We start from the raw sequence: 16,996 nt of genomic DNA on the forward strand, positions 1-16,996 counted from the left end.
GTGTGTCCCCTCTTCGGTGTGCCGTCCGTCCCTCGGACTGCTACCCGGCTTCCGGGGCCTGAACCGCTCGGGCGGGGCGACGGGCCGGACGTGGACGCGCTCGGGCGGGGCGCGGGGAGGCCGGGGGCTGGGGGACGGGACTGGGGACTGCCGGTCGGGCCTAGGAGCTGTCGGGCCTTGGGAGCTGATGTCGTGGATGACTCGCGGCTCACCGGCGCGCCAGCTCACCGGCGTGCGATCTGACCGGCGTGCGATCTGACCGGCGTGCGACCTGACTGGCGTGCGACCTGACCGGCGCGCCAGCTGACCAGCGTGCGATCTGACCGGCGCGCCAGCTCACGGGTGTGCGACCTGACCGGCGTGCGACCTGACCGGCGCGCCAGCTCACCGGCGCGTCGGCGTCCGGCGGGCTGCGGCGTGATGTCGCAGACGACTCAGCTCCCAAGGGCCCGGCCGAGGTGGCGCTCCCGCGACTGCGGCTGCCGGGAACGGAGCCGGCCGCCGGCCCGCAGCGGGCCGGCGGCCGGCGGGCGGCGGGGTCAGGAGCCGGGGGTGCCGCCCCGCTTGGCGGTGGCCGCCAGGTAGTCGCGGTTGAGCCGGCCGATGGTGTTCAGCGGGATGCCCTTCGGGCAGACCGCGGTGCACTCGCCGGTGTTGGTGCAGCCGCCGAAGCCCGCCTCGTCGTGCGCGTCGACCATGCCGAGGACCCGGGTGTACCGCTCGGGCTGGCCCTGCGGCAGCAGCGAGAGCTGGGTGACCTTGGCGGCGGTGAACAGCATGCCGGAGCCGTTCGGGCAGGCCGCCACGCAGGCCCCGCAGCCGATGCAGGCGGCCGAGGAGAAGGCGGCGTCGGCGTCGGCCTTGGCGACCGGCACGGAGTGGGCCTCGGGGGCGCTGCCGGTCGGCGCGGTGATGTACCCGCCGGCAGCGATGATCTTGTCGAAGGCGCCCCGGTCGACCACCAGATCCTTGATCACCGGGAAGGCCCGCGCCCGCCACGGCTCGATGTCGATCGTGTCGCCGTCGGAGAACTGCCGCATGTGCAACTGGCAGGCGGTGGTGCCGCGCTGCGGGCCGTGCGCGTCACCGTTGATCATGAGGCCGCACATGCCGCAGATTCCCTCGCGGCAGTCGTGGTCGAACGCCACCGGCTCCTCGCCGGAGAGTATCAGCCGCTCGTTGAGCACGTCGAGCATCTCCAGGAACGACATGTCGGGGGAGACGTCGTCGACCTGGTAGGTCACCATCCGGCCCTTGTCGGCGGGGCCGGACTGGCGCCAGATGCGCAGGGTCAGGTTCACTTGTAGCTCCGCTGCGTCGGGTGCACGTACTCGAACTTGAGGTCTTCCTTGTGCAGCACGGCCGGCTCGTCGCCGCCGGTGTACTCCCAGGCCGCCACGTAGGCGAACCGGTCGTCGTCGCGCTGCGCCTCGCCGTCGGGGGTCTGGTGCTCGGCCCGGAAGTGGCCGCCGCAGGACTCCTCGCGGTGCAGCGCGTCGACGCACATCAGCTCGGCCAGCTCGAAGAAGTCGGCCACCCGGCCGGCCTTCTCCAGCGACTGGTTGAGCCCGTCGCCGTCGCCGGGGACGCGGACCCGCTTCCAGAACTCCCCGCGCAGCGCCCGGATCTCGTCGATGGCCTTGCGCAGCCCGGCCTCGCTGCGCTCCATGCCGCAGTGCTCCCACATGATCTGGCCCAGCTCGCGGTGGAACGAGTCGACCGTCCGGTCGCCGTCGACGGCGAGCAGCCGCCGGATCCGGTCCTCGACGTCGCGCCGCGCCGCCACGGCCTCCGGGTGGCTGGCGTCGACCCGCTCGAACGGCCCGGCCGCCAGGTAGTTGGCGATCGTGTTGGGCAGCACGAAGTAGCCGTCGGCGAGGCCCTGCATCAGCGCGGACGCGCCGAGCCGGTTCGCGCCGTGGTCGGAGAAGTTCGCCTCGCCGATGACGAACAGGCCGGGGACGGTCGACTGGAGGTCGTAGTCGACCCAGAGGCCGCCCATCGTGTAGTGCACGGCGGGGTAGATCCGCATCGGCACCTCGTACGGGTCCTCGCCGGTGATCCGCTCGTACATCTCGAAGAGGTTGCCGTACTTGGCCTCGATGGCCTTGCGGCCGAGGCGGTCGATGGCGTCGGCGAAGTCGAGGTAGACGCCGAGCCCGCCGGGGCCCACGCCGCGCCCGGCGTCGCAGACGTTCTTCGCCGCCCGGGAGGCGATGTCGCGGGGCACCAGGTTGCCGAAGGACGGGTAGATCCGTTCGAGGTAGTAGTCCCGCTCGTCCTCGGGGATGTCCTTGGGGGCGCGGTCGTCGCCCTTGGCCTTCGGCACCCACACCCTGCCGTCGTTGCGCAGCGACTCGCTCATCAGCGTCAGCTTCGACTGGTGGTCGCCGGAGACGGGGATGCAGGTCGGGTGGATCTGCGTGTAGCAGGGGTTGGCGAAGTACGCGCCCTTGCGGTGCGCCCGCCAGGTGGCGGTGACGTTGCAGCCCTTGGCGTTGGTGGAGAGGTAGAAGACGTTGCCGTAGCCGCCGGAGGCCAGCACCACCGCGTCGGCGAACTCGCTGGTGATCTCGCCGGTGACCAGGTCCCGCACGACGATGCCCCGGGCGCGGCCGTCGACGACGATCAGCTCCAGCATCTCGTGTCGGGCGTGCATCTCCACGTTGCCCAGCCCGATCTGCCGCTCCAGGGCCTGGTACGCCCCGAGCAGGAGCTGCTGGCCCGTCTGGCCCCGCGCGTAGAAGGTGCGCTGCACCTGCGCGCCGCCGAAGGAGCGGGTGTCGAGCAGGCCGCCGTACTCGCGGGCGAACGGCACGCCCTGGGCGACGCACTGGTCGATGATGTTGACCGAGACCTCGGCCAGCCGGTGCACGTTGGACTCGCGGGAGCGGAAGTCGCCGCCCTTGACGGTGTCGTAGAACAGCCGGTGCACCGAGTCGCCGTCGTTGCGGTAGTTCTTGGCGGCGTTGATGCCGCCCTGCGCGGCGATCGAGTGGGCCCGGCGCGGGCTGTCCTGGTAGCAGTACGACCGGACCCGGTAGCCCTGTTCGGCGAGCGTGGCGGCGGCCGAGCCGCCGGCCAGGCCGGTGCCGACCACGATCACCGTCAGCTTGCGGCGGTTGGCCGGGTTGACCAGCTTGGCCTCGAAACGACGGCGCTCCCAGCGGGTCTCGATCGGGCCCTGCGGGGCCCGGGCGTCGGCGATCGGGTCGCCCTCGGTGAACAGGTCCATGGTCAGGCCACCAATCCGGTGAGTACGGCGAAGGGGACCACGAGGTAGCCGGCGCAGAGCACGACGGCGAAGCCCAGCGCGGCGGCGCGCGCCCGGCGCTCGCCGGCGGGGGTCTGCTGGCCGAGGCTGCGGAACGCGCTGAACGCGCCGTGGCGCAGGTGGAAGCCGAGCGCCACGACCGCCAGGGTGTAGAAGAGGGTGACGTACCACCGGTCCGGTGCGAAGTCGGCGACCACGTTGGCGTACGGGCGGCCGGGAACGCCCTCGGGGTTCAGGTGGCCGGTGGTCAGGTCCAGGATGTGGTAGATCACGAAGAGCAGGATGATCACGCCGCCCCAGCGCATCGTGCGGGCCGCGTAGCTGCCGTTGACCTTTTTGCGGTGCGCGTACCGGACCGGGCGGGCGGCGCGGGCGCGCACCGCGAGCACCGTGGCGGCCCCGATGTGGGCCAGCACGGCCGCCAGCAGGGCGGTGCGCTGGATCCACAGGAACCAGGTCGACGGCAGCAGCGGGGTGCCGATCTCGCGCAGCCAGTGCGCGTAGTGGTCGAACGCGGTCTCGCCCGTGAAGATCTTCAGGTTGCCGAGCATGTGCGCGACGAGGAACAGCACCAGCAGGATGCCCGTCACCGCCATGACGGCCTTCAGGCCGACGTTGGAGCGGATGGGCGACCGGGACTTCGTCAGTACTACCACCCGGCCGACGCTAGGAGACCTGGGATCAGTCGTCCAATGCATCGACCTCGCAGTGTCGATAGCCATAGGCTATGCCGATGCAGCTGCACCAACTCCGGTACTTCGTCGCCGTCGCTGAACTACGACATTTCACCCAAGCCGCCGACCTCGTCGGCATCACCCAGCCGTCGCTGAGTAAGCAAATTCACGCCCTCGAGGCCGGCCTCGGCGCCCCGCTGTTCGAGCGGGTGCGGGGCCGGATCGCCCTCACCGCCGCCGGCGAGGTGCTGCTCCCGCTGGCGCGGCGCATCCTCGCCGACGTCGACACCGCCACCCGGGAGGTGCAGGAGCTGGTCGGGCTGCGGCGCGGCCGGGTCCGCCTCGGCGCGACACCGAGCCTGGCCACCTCGCTCGCCCCGCCCGTGCTGCGCCGGTTCCGCGACGCCCACCCCGCCGTCGACCTGCGGGTGGAGGAGGGCGGCTCGCAGGACCTCGTCCGCGACCTGCTGCGCGGCGACCTCGACCTCGCGCTGATCATCATGCCCGCGCAGGGCGCGGACCCCGGGCTGCACGCCGAGGAGATCCTGCGGGAGAGCCTGGTGGTGGCCTCGCTGGCCGAGGTGCCGGGCACCTCGGCCGCCGGCGAGCTGCGCGTCACCGACCTGCGCGGCCAGCCCCTGGTCATGTTCAGAGAGGGCTACGACCTGCGCGACGCCACCCTCCAGGCGTGCCGGGAGGCCGGCTTCGAGCCCACCCTGTCGGTCGACGGCGGCGAGATGGACGCCGTGCTCAGCTTCGTCGAGGCGGGGCTCGGGGTGGCGCTGGTGCCGGGCATGGTGGTGGCCCGCCGGCCCGGCGTCCGGGTGACCCGGCTGGCCCCGCCCGGGGTGCGCCGGACCATCGCCGTGGCCCAGCGCCGCGACGTGGTGCCCACCCACGCCGGCCGCGAGCTGCGCCGCATCCTGGTGGAGTACGTGCGGGAGGCGGCCGGGCGGGACGACCTGCCGCCCGGGGTGGAGCTCCGCTGAGCGCCGGGTTGCCTGGCCCGAGACCCGCCCCGGGGCGCTGACCCGGCTCAGCGGCCCTCGGCGTCGTCCATCGCCCGGTAGATCCGCTGCTCCGACACCGGGTACGGGGTGCCGAGGGCCTGGGCGAACACGTTCACCCGCAGCTCCTCGATCATCCAGCGGATCTGCCGCACCGCCGCCGACCCGCGCCGGCCCGGCGGCAGCGCGGCGATCAGGTCGGCGTACTCCTTCTGCACGGCGGCCACGCGGTCCTGCTGCTGGCGGTCCCGCTGCGGGTTGCCCGGCAGCCGGTCCAGCCGCCGCTCGATCGCGGTGAGGTAGCGCAGCAGGTCGGGCAGGCGGGAGTAGCCGGTCTCGGTGACGAACCCCTTGTGCACCAGGCCCGAGAGCTGGGCCCGGATGTCGGCCAGCGCGGCCACGACGGCCAGGTTCTGGGTCCTGCCGAGGCGCTGCTCGACGGCGTACGCGGCGGCGAGCACCTGCCGCACCTGGCCCATCACGTCCACGACGGTGTCCACCAGGTCGGCGCGGACCCGGTCCCGCAGGGCGGCGAAGCCGGCGGCGTCCCAGGCCGGGCCGCCCGCGTCGGCGATCAGCTTGTCGATCGCCGCACCGGCCGCGTCGGCGATCAACTCCTGCACGCCGCCGTGCGGGTTACGGCTCAGCGCCAGCTTAGCCTCGTTAGACAGCCGCCCCTGGAGGAACTTCGCCGGCGACGGCACGGTCAGCCGCAGCAGCCGCCGGGTGCCCGCCCAGTGCGCGGCGGCCTGCTCGGCCTCGGAGTCGAAGACCTTCACCCCGACCGTCGCCCCCTCGTCGACCAGCGCCGGGTACGCGGTGACGGCGTAGCCGGCGCGCACCTGCTCGATGGTGCGCGGAAGGTCGCCGACGTCCCACTGCGTCAGGCCCGTCCGGGCCACGTCCGGGGCGGCGGCGGCCACCACCTGGCGTACCTCCTGGCGGAGCTGGCGTTGCAGGGCCGGCAGGTCCTTGCCCTCGGCGACCGGCTTGTTCTCCTCGTCGAGCACCCGGAAGCTGACCCGCAGGTGGGCGGGGAGCTTCTCCGGCGCCCAGGCGTCCCGGGGCACGGTCACCCCGGTCATCCGGCGCAACTGCCGGGTCAGCGCGTCCAGCAGCGGCTCCTGGCCGGGGGTGATCGCCGCGAGCGCGGCCCGCGCGTAGTCGGGAACGGGGACGAAGTTGCGCCGCACCGCCTTGGGCAGCGACCGGATCAGCGCGATCACCAGCTCCTCGCGCAGCCCGGGTACCTGCCAGTCGAAGCTCTCCGCCGGCACCTGGTTGAGCAGCGGCAGCGGGATGTCCACGGTCACCCCGTCGGTGGGGGTGCCCGGGTCGAACGTGTACGTCAGTGGCAGGGTGACCCCGTCGGCCCGCCACTCGTCGGGGTAGTCGGCCCCGTCGAGCCCGCCCCGGCCGGCGTTGACCAGCAGCTCCCGGGTGAAGGTGAGCAGGTCGGGCCGCTGCCGCCGCTCCTTCTTCCACCAGGCGTCGAAGTGCCGGCCCGAGACCACGTCGGCCGGGATCCGCTCGTCGTAGAAGGCGAAGATGGTCTCGTCGTCGACGAGGATGTCCCGCCGCCGGGCCCGGTTCTCCAGCTCCTCGATCTCGGCGAGCAGCTTGCGGTTGTCCCGCCAGAACTGGTGGTGGGTGGACCAGTCGCCCTCCACCAGCGCGTGCCGGATGAACAGCTCGCGCGACAGCGCCGGGTCGATCCGCCCGAAGTTGACCTTGCGGGCGGTGACCAGCGGGACGCCGTACAGGGTGACCTTCTCGTAGGCCAGCACCGCCGCCTGCTTCTTCTCCCAGTGCGGCTCGCTGTAGCTGCGCTTGACCAGGTGTTGGGCCAGCGGCTCGACCCACTCCGGCTCGATGCGGCCGGCGACCCGCCCCCACAGCCGGGAGGTCTCCACCAGCTCGGCGGCCATCACCCAGCGCGGCGGCTTCTTGAACAGCGCCGACCCGGGGAACAGGGCGAACTTCGCCCCCCGCGCCCCGAGGTACTCGTGCTTCTGCGGGTCCTTCAGGCCGATGTGCGACAGCAGGCCCGGCAGCAGCGACTGGTGCACCTTCGGGGTGTCGATCTCCTCCGGCAGGTCCGCGCCGGCCCCGCGCCGGCCGTCACCCTTCTCCGCGGTACGCAGCACCTGGCGCACCTGGCTGACGATGTCCTGCCACTCGCGTACCCGGAGGTAGTTGAGGTATTCGGCCCGGCACATCCGGCGGAACGCGCTGGAGGACAGCTCCCGCTGCTGCTCGCGCAGGTGCCGCCACAGGTTCAGGTACGCGACGAAGTCGGACTCGGAGTCGGCGAACCTCGCGTGCGCCTGGTCGGCCTGGGCCTGTTTCTCCGCCGGCCGCTCGCGCGGATCCTGGATGGACAGCGCGGCGGCGATGACGACGACCTCGGTGGCGCAGCCGTTGCGCTCGCCCTCGATGACCATCCGGGCCAGCCGGGGGTCGACGGGGAGCTGGGCCAGCCGCCGGCCCAGCGGGGTGAGCCGCTTCGCCGGGTCGGCCTCGGCCGGGTCGAGCGCGCCCAGCTCGTGCAGCAGGTTGACCCCGTCGGCGATGTTGCGCCGGTCCGGCGGGTCGATGAACGGGAACGCCGCCACGTCGCCCAGCCCGATCGAGGTCATCTGGAGGATGACCGAGGCGAGGTTGGTGCGCAGGATCTCCGGGTCGGTGAACTCGGGGCGGGAGTCGAAGTCCCGCTCGTCGTAGAGCCGGATGCAGATGCCGTCCGAGGTGCGCCCGCAGCGGCCCTTGCGCTGGTTGGCCGACGCCTGCGACACCGGCTCGATGGGCAGCCGCTGCACCTTCAGCCGGCTGGAGTAGCGGGAGATCCGGGCGGTGCCCGGGTCCACCACGTACTTGATGCCGGGGACGGTCAGCGACGTCTCCGCGACGTTGGTGGCGAGCACCACCCGCCGCGCGGTGTGCGGGGCGAACACCCGGTGCTGCTCGGCGGCGGACAGCCGCGCGTACAGGGGCAGGATCTCGGTGCCCAGCAGCGACCGCTTGGACTGCACCAGCTTGCCCAGCGCGTCGGCCGTGTCCCGGATCTCGCGCTCGCCGGAGAGGAAGACCAGGATGTCGCCCGGGCCCTCGGCGGCCAGCTCCTCGACCGCGTCGCCGATCGCCTGGATCTGGTCGCGGACGTTCTCCTCGTCGTCGCCGGAGTCGTCGTCGGCCTCGGTGACCTCGACCAGCGGCCGGTACCGCACCTCGACCGGGTACGTCCGCCCCGACACCTCGACCACCGGCGCGGGCTTGCCGTCGGCGTCGGCGAAGTGCCTGGCGAACCGGTCCGTCTCGATCGTCGCCGAGGTGATGACCACCTTGAGATCCGGCCGGCGGGGCAGGAGCTGGCGCAGGTACCCGAGGATGAAGTCGATGTTGAGGCTGCGCTCGTGCGCCTCGTCGATGATCAGCGTGTCGTACTGGCGCAGCATCCGGTCGGTCTGCAACTCGGCGAGCAGGATGCCGTCGGTCATCAGCTTGACTAGGCTGCGGTCGCCGACCTGGTCGGTGAAGCGGACCTTGTAGCCGACCACGTCGCCCAGCTCGGTGCCCAGCTCCTCGGCGATGCGGTCGGCGACGGTGCGGGCGGCCAGCCGCCGGGGCTGGGTGTGCCCGATCAGCCCGTGCACGCCGCGCCCCAGCTCCAGGCAGATCTTGGGAAGCTGGGTGGTCTTGCCGGAGCCGGTCTCACCGGCCACGATCACCACCTGGTGGTCGCGGATCGCGGCGGCCAGGTCGTCCTTCCGCTCGCTGACCGGCAGCCCCGCCGGGTACGTGATCGGGGGCACCGCCGCCCGGCGGTCGGCGAGCCGCTGCTCGGCCCGGGCGACGTCGGCGGCGATCTCGGCGAGCGCGGCCTCGCGCCGCTGCGGGTCGCGCAGCCGGCGCACCCCGTCGAGGCGTCGCTGGAGCCGGCGCTGGTCGCGGAACATCAGGGCGGGCAGGCGGCGGTGCAGCTCGCGGGCCGTGTCGGACGCGGCGGGAGCGGTGGCTGCGCTGGGCGCGGCGGGAGCGGTGGCTGCGGTGGGCGCGGCTGGATTCTGCATGTCGTCGCCAAGGATAGGCAGCCACGTGCGGGACCGCCCCCTGGTTACCGGTCAGCGGGGCTGCCGCCCGGACGGCCGCCGTCTAGAGTTGACCGCCGACCGACGCCGACCACGGGGGCCTGGGATGAGCATGCGCGACACCGACCGGGCGCTGGTGCAGGCGGCCACGGCGGTGGCGAAGCTGCGCTGCCGCAGCGACAACCACACCGTCGCCGCCGCCGCGCGCACCGCCGCCGGCCGGGTCTTCACCGGCGTGAACGTCTACCACTCCACCGGAGGGCCGTGCGCCGAGGTGGTGGCGATCGGGGCCGCCGCCACCCAGGGCGAGACGGAGCTGGAGACCATCGTGGCGGTGGGCGATCGGGGGCGGGGCGTGATCGCGCCGTGCGGCCGGTGCCGGCAGGTGCTCCGCGACTACTTCCCGTCCGTGCGGGTCATTGTCGGCCCGGCGGACGCGCTGCGCGCCGTGCCGGTCGCCGAGCTGCTGCCCGAGGGGTACGTCTGGGCCGAACACCAGCCCGGCCCGCCCGCCACCTGACCGCTACCGACCGTTTCCTACCCCGAACGGTGGTAGCAGAGCGGTTATGGCGGTTTGGTGAGCGATGCTCGTTCTAGCCTCGCGGCATGGTGACCCGTAGACGACTCATCGCCGCTGGCGCGGCCGGCGGCGCGGCGCTGCTGCTGCCCGCCGGCCGCACCACCGCCGCCGCCCCGACCGCCCCGACCGCCCTGATCAACCCCCGTGCCGTGCCCAAGTACGTCACCCCGTTGCCCGTGCCGTCGACCATGCCCGCCTCCCGCACCGGCGGCGGCGTCGACGAGTACGTGGTCGCCGTCCGGCAGTTCCGCCAGCAGGTCCTCCCGGCCGGGCTGCCGGCGACGACGGTCTGGGGCTTCGGCTCGCCCGCCCACCCGCGCAGCTTCGCCTATCCCGGCCCCACCATCGCCGCCACCGTCGGCCGCCCGGTCCGGGTGACCTGGTGCAACCAGCTCGTCGACGAGCGGGGCCGCTACCTGCCACACCTGCTGCCGGTCGACCCGACGCTGCACTGGGCCAACCCGACCGGCGGCGTCGACGGCCGGGACCACCGGCCGCACTTCACCAGCACCCCCGGCCCGTACCGGGGGCCCGTCCCGACCGTCATGCACGTGCACGGAGGGCACAACCGGCAGGAGAGCGACGGGCACCCCGAGGCGTGGTATCTCCCCGTGGCCCGGGACCTGCCCGCCGGGTGCGCCGACGGCGGCTCGGCCTACGACGAGTTCCGGGACCTGGCAGCCGAGCGGACCGGCGTCCGCTGCGCCCCCGGCACGGCCAGCATGGAATACGCCAACGACCAGCTCCCGACGACCCTCTGGTACCACGACCACACCCTGGGCATGACCCGGGTGAACCTCTACGCCGGGCTGGCCGGCTTCTACCGGCTGAGCGGCGGCCCCGCCGACCTGCCGCCCGGGGCGCTGCCCGGCTCGCTGCCGGAGCAGGCGTCGTACGACCTGCCGCTGCTGATCCAGGACCGCACCTTCCGCCCCGACGGCTCGCTCTGGTATCCCGGCAGCCGCGCAGACTTCGACGACTACTCCGGCCCGTACCTGCCGGGGGGCGACGTGCCGCCGATCTGGAACCCCGAGTTCCTCGCCGCCACCATGGTGGTCAACGGCGCGACCTGGCCGGTGCTGCAAGTGCGGCGGCGGCGCTACCGCTTCCGGCTGCTCAACGGCTGCAACTCGCGGTTCCTGATGCTCTCGGTCACCGCCCACCCGACCCGCCGCCCGGCCCGGCCTGCCCTGCCGCTGTGGCAGGTCGGCAGCGACGGCGGCTTCCTGCCGGCGCCCGTGCCGTCGCCGCGCATCGCGCTCGGCAACGGCCAGCGGGCCGACGTGGTGGTCGACTTCACCGACGTGCCGGCCGGCACCGAGCTGTATCTGGTCAACGAGGGCCCGGACGAGCCGTTCGGCGGCGGCGAGCCGGGCACCGACTTCCCCCCGGCCGACCCGGCGACGACCGGGCAGGTGCTCAAGTTCGTCGTGGGCGACGGGGCCGGCGTCGACGAGAGCGTGCCGCCCGGGCAGTTGTCCCTGCCGGCGTGCGCGTCGCTGCCCCCCGCCTCGGTGGTGCGGCGGCTCTCGCTCAACGAACACGAGGCCAGCGCGGGCCCGACGCGGGCCCTGCTCGGCGTCGTCGCCGAGGACGGCCGGCCGGTGCCGTTGAGCTGGGACGCGCCGGTGACCGAGACGCCCGCGCTCGGCGTCACCGAGGAGTGGGAGCTGCGCAACTGCACCGGGGACGTCCACCCGATCCACGTGCACCAGGTGCAGTTCCAGGTGCTCGGCCGGGGCCGGGCCGGCGACGAGCGGCCGGGCCCGGCCGAGCACGGCTTCCACGACACCGTGGTCACCTACCCCGGGGAGCTGACCCGGATCGCGGTCCGCTTCGACCTGCCGGGGCGCTTTGTCTGGCACTGCCACCTGCTGGAGCACGAGGACAACGAGATGATGCGCCCGATCGACGTCGCGCCGCGCGGGGCCGCCGAGGGCGGGGACGGTTCCTCCCGGCGCGCGCCGACCACGCGCTGACCGGTCCGCCTCCCGCCGGCGCGGCTGCCCGGCGGGTCAGGCCCGCGCCCGGAACGGGGCCAGCGTGGCCCGGATCGTCTCGGCGACGCCCCAGTCGTCGTCGAACTGGGCCAGCACCGCCAGGTGTTGTCGTAGCTGGACGATGGGCATGCGGGCCGGCCAGTCGTCGTCGAGGCCGGTCAGCTCGGCGTAGACGTCGAAGAACCGGCGTGACTCCGGCGGCGGCGCCGTGATCCAGAGATGGGCCAGATCCACCTCCGCCCACGTGTACGACACCGCCGGGTCGATCAGCGCCGCCCGCCCGTCAACGGTCGCCAGCACGTTCTGGGCCCACAGGTCGCCGTGCGTCAGGCAGGCCGGCCGGTCCGGCAGCAGCTCGGGCAGCCGGTCGCACAGCCGTTCCAGCGCGGCCCGGTCGGCGGGCCCGAGCGCCGCCCCGACGCGGGGCTCGGGGAGCCAACGGAGCAGCCGGCGCTCGGCGAAGAAGGCGAAGCCGTCGTCGGCCCACGTGTTGAGCTGCGGGCGGCGGCCCAGCCAGTTGTCGCGGTGCCACCCGAAGCGGGGGTGGACGGTGCTGGTGTGCAGGTGGGCGAGCGCGTGGGCGAACTGCTCCCAGAAAGCCTCGCTGCGCGGTCGCGGCCGCAGCAGCGACAGCACGAGCAGCTCCTGGTTGGCCAGGATCACCTCGGGTGTCGCCAGGCCGCCGAGCTCCCGCAGGGCCGCCAGCCCTTCGGCCTCCGCGACGAACGCGTCACCGGCGTCGCCCGGCGCGTCGGCGAAGCCCTTGACGAAGACCGGCGGCGCGTCCTCGCGGTGGGCGATCCCGGCGAGGGCGGCAAGCCCACCGCTCACCGCCGCGACGCTGACGACATCGCGGATCCCGGCCCGGGACAACCGTTCCGCCAGCAGCTCGGCCGGGGGCATCGGCAGCGCTCTCCTCCGGTCGCGGCGCACACGGGATCTTCGGACCGAAGGTGACCATTCCAGCGCGCCGGCCCTCGCGCAAGACCGCCGCGATGGCGTGCGCGCAGGAGGGGCGGCCCTCGGCGGGGCGGCGCCTGCCCTGCACGGCCGCCCTGCTCAGCGGGGGTGGCGACGGATCCGGATCGACGAGCGCCGGTTAGGGCCACCCGCCCCCTTCGGTTAAGGTAAGGCGTACCTAAGTCGAGGGAGATTCGTGACCACCGTCGCCGCGCGGCCGATCCGGGCCGGCACACCGACGACCCGGGGCCTGGGCCGCCGGGCGGCCGTCACCCTCGGCGCGGCGGCCGTGCTCGCCCTCGCCGTGCTCGCCAGCTTCGCCCTCGGCAGCCGCCCGCTCGCCCCCGGCGCGGTCTGGCACGCCCTGGTCGCCCCCGACGGCGGCGACGCCACCACCATCGTCCGCGAGCTGCGACTGCCCCGCACCGCCCTCGGCCTGCTCGTCGGGCTCGCGCTCGCCGTGGCCGGGGTGCTGTTCCAGGCGCTGACCCGCAACCCGCTCGCCGAGCCGCGCATCCTCGGCATCAGCGCGGGCGCGTCGTGCGGCGTGGTCCTCGCCATCGCCGTCTTCGGCGTGGGCACCCTCGCCGGGTACGTCTGGTTCGGCATCGCCGGGGCGCTCCTGGCCGGCCTGGCCGTCTTCGCCGTCGCCAACCGGGCCCGCGACGGCGCGTCGCCGGTCACCCTCGCGCTGACCGGCGCGGCGCTCGACGCCAGTCTCGGGGCCCTCGTGTACGCGCTGCTCAGCATCGACGCCCGCACCTTCGAGGAGTACCGGTTCTGGGTCGTCGGCGGGCTGACCGGCCGGGGCGTCGGCGTCGCCGGGCAGGTGCTGCCGTTCGTCCTCGCCGGGCTGCTGCTGGCCGCCCTGGTCGCCCGGGGCCTCGACGCGCTCGCCCTCGGCGACGACGTGGCCCGGGGCCTGGGCCACCGGGTGGGGCTGGTCCGCCTCGGCGGCGGCGCGGCCGGGGTGCTGCTCACCGGCGCGGCCGTGGCGGCGGCCGGGCCGATCGCGTTCGTCGGGTTGGCCGTGCCGCACCTGGCCCGCGCGCTGGTCGGCGCGGACCATCGGTGGACCCTCGCCGTCGCCGCGCTGCTCGGGCCGGCCCTGCTGCTGGGCGCCGACGTGGCGGGCCGGCTCGTCGCCCCGCCCGGCGAGGTGCCCGCCGGGGTGGTGACCGCGCTGGTCGGCGCGCCCCTGCTGGCCTTCCTGGTGCGCCGCGCCAAGGTGGTGACCGCGTGAGCGCCCTCGCCCCCGCCGGTGGACGTGCCGCCCCGGCCGGCCGGTCGCTGCTGCGGCTCGGCCCGCTGCGGGTGCCGGTGCGCCGCCGCCCCGTGCTGGTCGCCGCCGCGCTGGCCGGGCTGCTCGTCGCCGCCGGGCTGCTCAGCCTCTCCCTCGGCACCCCGTACGTCGCCACGCCCGACGTGCTGCGCGCGCTCGCCGGCGCGGGCACCCCGTACGACCTGGTGGTGCTCGACCTGCGGCTGCCCCGGCTGGTGCTCGCGGCGGTGGCCGGGGCGGCGTTCGGCGTCGCCGGCACGCTGATCCAGAGCGTGGCCCGCAACCCGCTGGCCAGCCCCGACGTCATCGGCATCACCCAGGGCGCGGGGCTCGCCGCGACGGTGGCCCTCACCAGCGGGGCCGCCGCCGTGCTGGTCGCCCCGGCGGCGCTGCTCGGCGGCCTGGCCGCCGCCGTCGCGGTGTTCGCCCTCGGCGCGCGGCACGGGCTGGCCGCCCAGCGGTTCGTCCTCGCCGGGGTGGCGGTCGCCTTCGGCCTGCGGGCGCTCATCGAGGTGGTCCTGCTGACCGCCGACCCGATCGACGGGCTGCGCGCCCAGATCTGGCTGCTCGGCACCCTCGCCGGCAAGGGCTGGACCGAGGCGGCCTGGATCGCCGCGACCCTGCTGGCGCTGCTGCCGGTGCTGCTGTGGGCCGGCTGGGCACTGGACAGCACCGCTTTGGACGACGACACGGCCCGGGGGATCGGGGTCCGCCCGGTGGCCCGCCGGGTCACGCTGGCCGGCACCGGCGTGCTCGCCGCCGCGATGGTCACCGCGCAGGTCGGCGCCGTCGACTTCGTCGCCCTCGTCGCCCCGCAACTGGCCCGCCGGCTGGTGCGGGCCGAGCGGCCCCCGCTGCTGTGCTCCGCCCTGCTCGGGGCGCTGCTGCTGGTCCTCGCCGACCTCGCCGGCCGCCGGCTGTTCGCGCCCACCCAGCTTCCGGCGGGCGTGCTGACCGCCGCGATCGGCGGACCATACCTGATGTTCCTGCTGCTGCGCGGCCGGCGGAGGGCGTCGTGACGACCCCCGCGCCCACCCCACCGCACGCCCTCCCCGGCGCGCCGGAGGGCGCCGCCGCGCCCGCCGACCCCTCCCGAGGAGCCGCGATGCTCTCCACCCGCGACCTGGTCGTCGGCTACGACGAGCGGACCGTCCTGGACGGCCTCGACGTGACGCTGCCCGCCGGCGCGTTCACCGTCATCGTCGGGCCGAACGCCTGCGGCAAGTCCACCCTGCTGCGCACCATGGCCCGGCTGCTGACCCCACGCCGGGGCGCCGTGCTGCTCGACGGCGCCGCCATCCGGGACCTGCCGACCCGGGAGGTCGCCCGGCGGCTCGCGGTCCTGCCGCAGAGCCCGCTGGTGCCCGAGGGGGTGACGGTCGCCGACCTGGTCGGCCGGGGCCGGCAGCCGTACCAGCGGTGGTGGCGGCAGTGGTCGGCGGCCGACAGCGCCGCCGTCGACGAGGCGATGGCCCTCGCCGACGTGGCCGGCCTCGCCGACCGCCCGGTGGACACCCTCTCCGGCGGCCAGCGGCAGCGGGTCTGGATCGCCATGACCCTCGCCCAGGACACCGAGGCGCTGCTGCTGGACGAGCCGACCACCTTCCTCGACCTGGCCCACCAGGTGGAGGTGCTGGACCTGCTGCACCGCCTGCGCGCCGAACGGGGCCGCACCGTCGTCGCCGTGCTGCACGACCTCAACCAGGCCGCCCGGTACGCCGACCACCTCGTGGCCATGCGCGCCGGGGCGGTGGTCGCCGCAGGCCCACCCCGGGAGGTCCTCACCGCCGCGCTGGTCCGCGACGTCTTCGGGCTCGACTGCGTGGTGGTGCCCTGCCCGGTCAGCGGCGCGCCCCTGGTCGTGCCCGCCCTCACCACCCCCTCTCCGGCCGCCGCCTTCTCTGCCTCCTCTGCTGCCGCTGCCTCCTCGGCTGCGGCTGCCTCTGCCGCCGGCCCGTCCGCCGGCTGAACCCCTCGAAAGGAACCCCACCATGCGTCGTCTCGCCGCCGTGCTCACCGCAGCCGTCGCCCTCGGCGTCGGACTCACCGCCTGCGGTGAGAGCGACCCCGTCGCCGACACCGCCACCGGTCAGACCCGGGAGATCACCCACGCCATGGGCACGACCAAGGTGCCCGCCGAGCCGAAGCGGGTCGTCGTCCTCGACACCGACAAGATCGACACAGCGCTCTCGCTCGGGGTCACACCCGTCGGCGCTGCCACCGCCGGCGAGGCGCGGAGCTGGCCCACCTACTTCGGCGAGGACAAGCTGGCCGGCATCAAGGAGGTCGGGGTGCTCACCGAGCCCGACCTGGAGGCGATCAACGCCCTCAAGCCCGACCTGATCCTCGGCAGCAAGTTCCGCCAGGAGAAGTTCTACGACGAGCTGGCCGCCATCGCGCCGACCGTGTTCACCGAGCAGGTGGGCATCACCTGGAAGGAGAACTTCCTCCTCGACGGCCAGGCCCTGGGCAAGGAGCAGCAGGCCAAGGACCTGCTGGCCGCCTACGAGAAGCGGGCCAAGGACTTCGGCGCGAAGCTCGGCGACGCCGCCGACCGCACCGTCTCCATCGTGCGCTTCATCCCCGGCGCGATCCGGGTGTACGGGCCGGACTCCTTCTCCGGCATCGTCGTCGGCGACACCGGCCTCGGCCGCCCCGAGCGGCAGCAGCTCGCCGGCAAGGAGGACAAGCGGTTCGACCTGGTCAGCGCCGAGCGGGTCAACGAGGTCGACGCCGACGTCATCTTCGTGACCGCGTACGGCGAGAAGGCCGCCGCCGAGCAGGCCACCGTCACCGGCGGCACCCTGTGGAAGGGGCTGTCGGCGGTCAAGGCGGGCCGGGCGCACGTGGTCTCCGACGAGACCTGGATGACCGGGATCGGCGTCGGCGCCGCCAACAAGATCATCGACGACCTGGAGAAGCACATCCCGGCAGCCTGAGCCGCCCCCCGGCCCCGCTCTCCGCTCCCGCCCCCGCTCCGCCCCGCTTCGCCCCCGCCCCCGCTCCCGCTCCGCTCCCGCTCCGCTTCGCGCAAGATCGTGCTCAATGCAGGAAAGAGTGGCCTCCAACGCGAGCTGGGGATTTAACGCTGGGGTTGGGGTAGTGCCGGTGGTTGGTGGTTGGTTCGGTGT

12 protein-coding genes are annotated in these 16,996 nt (G+C 74.2%); 7 read left to right on the forward strand and 5 right to left on the reverse strand.

The window, feature by feature from the left end:
* Positions 1-539: 539 nt before the first annotated feature.
* The 3 genes from ACFYWL_RS18590 to ACFYWL_RS18600 are packed head-to-tail and all read right to left on the reverse strand — an operon-like array spanning position 540 to position 3,921.
* Positions 540-1,301 carry a succinate dehydrogenase/fumarate reductase iron-sulfur subunit gene (locus ACFYWL_RS18590; protein WP_386974150.1) on the reverse strand — a complete coding sequence of 254 codons (762 nt, stop codon included), beginning with the start codon at positions 1,299-1,301 and terminating at the stop codon, positions 540-542.
* Positions 1,298-3,235 carry a fumarate reductase/succinate dehydrogenase flavoprotein subunit gene (locus ACFYWL_RS18595; RefSeq protein WP_386974153.1) on the reverse strand — a complete coding sequence of 646 codons (1,938 nt, stop codon included), beginning with the start codon at positions 3,233-3,235 and terminating at the stop codon, positions 1,298-1,300. The genes ACFYWL_RS18590 and ACFYWL_RS18595 overlap by 4 nt, the downstream gene beginning before the upstream one ends.
* A gap of 2 nt (positions 3,236-3,237) precedes the next feature.
* Positions 3,238-3,921, reverse strand: coding sequence for a succinate dehydrogenase cytochrome b subunit (locus tag ACFYWL_RS18600; protein ID WP_386974191.1), 684 nt, complete (start codon positions 3,919-3,921; stop codon positions 3,238-3,240).
* Between the two features lie 80 nt (positions 3,922-4,001).
* On the opposite strand from ACFYWL_RS18600, the gene ACFYWL_RS18605 reads away from it, so the two are divergent.
* Entirely contained in the window at positions 4,002-4,937 is a 936-nt protein-coding gene (locus tag ACFYWL_RS18605; protein ID WP_386974156.1) for a LysR family transcriptional regulator, read from the forward strand.
* Positions 4,938-4,984: 47 nt separating this feature from the next.
* Here the strand turns inward: ACFYWL_RS18605 and hrpA are convergent, their stop codons facing one another.
* Positions 4,985-9,025, reverse strand: a complete 4,041-nt coding sequence (gene hrpA / locus ACFYWL_RS18610) for an ATP-dependent RNA helicase HrpA (RefSeq protein WP_386974158.1) — start codon at positions 9,023-9,025, stop codon at positions 4,985-4,987.
* A 124-nt stretch (positions 9,026-9,149) separates the two neighbouring features.
* Here hrpA and ACFYWL_RS18615 point away from each other — a divergent pair, with 124 nt between their 5' ends.
* The gene (locus tag ACFYWL_RS18615) at positions 9,150-9,563 is read left to right on the forward strand and encodes a cytidine deaminase (RefSeq protein WP_386974161.1); all 414 of its coding nucleotides are present in this window, start codon (positions 9,150-9,152) and stop codon (positions 9,561-9,563) included.
* Between the two features lie 86 nt (positions 9,564-9,649).
* Positions 9,650-11,602 (forward strand): multicopper oxidase family protein, encoded by a 1,953-nt coding sequence (locus tag ACFYWL_RS18620; protein WP_386974164.1) that lies wholly within the window; start codon positions 9,650-9,652, stop codon positions 11,600-11,602.
* A gap of 36 nt (positions 11,603-11,638) precedes the next feature.
* On the opposite strand, the gene ACFYWL_RS18625 is transcribed toward ACFYWL_RS18620, so the two are convergent.
* Complete coding sequence (locus ACFYWL_RS18625; RefSeq protein WP_386974167.1) at positions 11,639-12,526, reverse strand: fructosamine kinase family protein; 888 nt, start codon at positions 12,524-12,526, stop codon at positions 11,639-11,641.
* Positions 12,527-12,779: 253 nt separating this feature from the next.
* Here ACFYWL_RS18625 and ACFYWL_RS18630 point away from each other — a divergent pair, with 253 nt between their 5' ends.
* The 4 genes from ACFYWL_RS18630 (at position 12,780) to ACFYWL_RS18645 (ending at position 16,804) form a co-directional block, all read left to right on the forward strand.
* Complete coding sequence (locus tag ACFYWL_RS18630) at positions 12,780-13,826, forward strand: FecCD family ABC transporter permease (RefSeq protein ID WP_386974170.1); 1,047 nt, start codon at positions 12,780-12,782, stop codon at positions 13,824-13,826.
* Positions 13,823-14,884: a FecCD family ABC transporter permease gene (locus ACFYWL_RS18635; protein WP_386974173.1), complete on the forward strand. Its 1,062-nt coding sequence runs from the start codon at positions 13,823-13,825 to the stop codon at positions 14,882-14,884. The genes ACFYWL_RS18630 and ACFYWL_RS18635 overlap by 4 nt, the downstream gene beginning before the upstream one ends.
* 86 nt (positions 14,885-14,970) lie before the next feature.
* Positions 14,971-15,834 carry an ABC transporter ATP-binding protein gene (locus ACFYWL_RS18640; protein ID WP_386974193.1) on the forward strand — a complete coding sequence of 288 codons (864 nt, stop codon included), beginning with the start codon at positions 14,971-14,973 and terminating at the stop codon, positions 15,832-15,834.
* Positions 15,835-15,856: 22 nt separating this feature from the next.
* Positions 15,857-16,804 carry an ABC transporter substrate-binding protein gene (locus ACFYWL_RS18645; protein WP_386974175.1) on the forward strand — a complete coding sequence of 316 codons (948 nt, stop codon included), beginning with the start codon at positions 15,857-15,859 and terminating at the stop codon, positions 16,802-16,804.
* Positions 16,805-16,996 lie beyond the last annotated feature (192 nt).

The organism is Micromonospora sp. NPDC002575 (genome assembly GCF_042889525.1).
GTDB classification, from domain to species: Bacteria; Actinomycetota; Actinomycetes; order Mycobacteriales; family Micromonosporaceae; genus Micromonospora; species Micromonospora carbonacea.

Excerpts from the sequence above, each read along its gene's own strand:
- ACFYWL_RS18620 (WP_386974164.1), top strand. The coding sequence starts at position 9,650 with ATGGTGACCCGTAGACGACTCATCGCCGCTGGCGCGGCCGGCGGCGCG.
- ACFYWL_RS18615 (WP_386974161.1), top strand. The coding sequence starts at position 9,150 with ATGAGCATGCGCGACACCGACCGGGCGCTGGTGCAGGCGGCCACGGCG.
- ACFYWL_RS18640 (WP_386974193.1), top strand. The coding sequence starts at position 14,971 with ATGCTCTCCACCCGCGACCTGGTCGTCGGCTACGACGAGCGGACCGTC.
- hrpA (WP_386974158.1), bottom strand. The coding sequence starts at position 9,025 with ATGCAGAATCCAGCCGCGCCCACCGCAGCCACCGCTCCCGCCGCGCCC.
- ACFYWL_RS18645 (WP_386974175.1), top strand. The coding sequence starts at position 15,857 with ATGCGTCGTCTCGCCGCCGTGCTCACCGCAGCCGTCGCCCTCGGCGTC.
- ACFYWL_RS18595 (WP_386974153.1), bottom strand. The coding sequence starts at position 3,235 with ATGGACCTGTTCACCGAGGGCGACCCGATCGCCGACGCCCGGGCCCCG.
- ACFYWL_RS18605 (WP_386974156.1), top strand. The coding sequence starts at position 4,002 with ATGCCGATGCAGCTGCACCAACTCCGGTACTTCGTCGCCGTCGCTGAA.
- ACFYWL_RS18625 (WP_386974167.1), bottom strand. The coding sequence starts at position 12,526 with ATGCCCCCGGCCGAGCTGCTGGCGGAACGGTTGTCCCGGGCCGGGATC.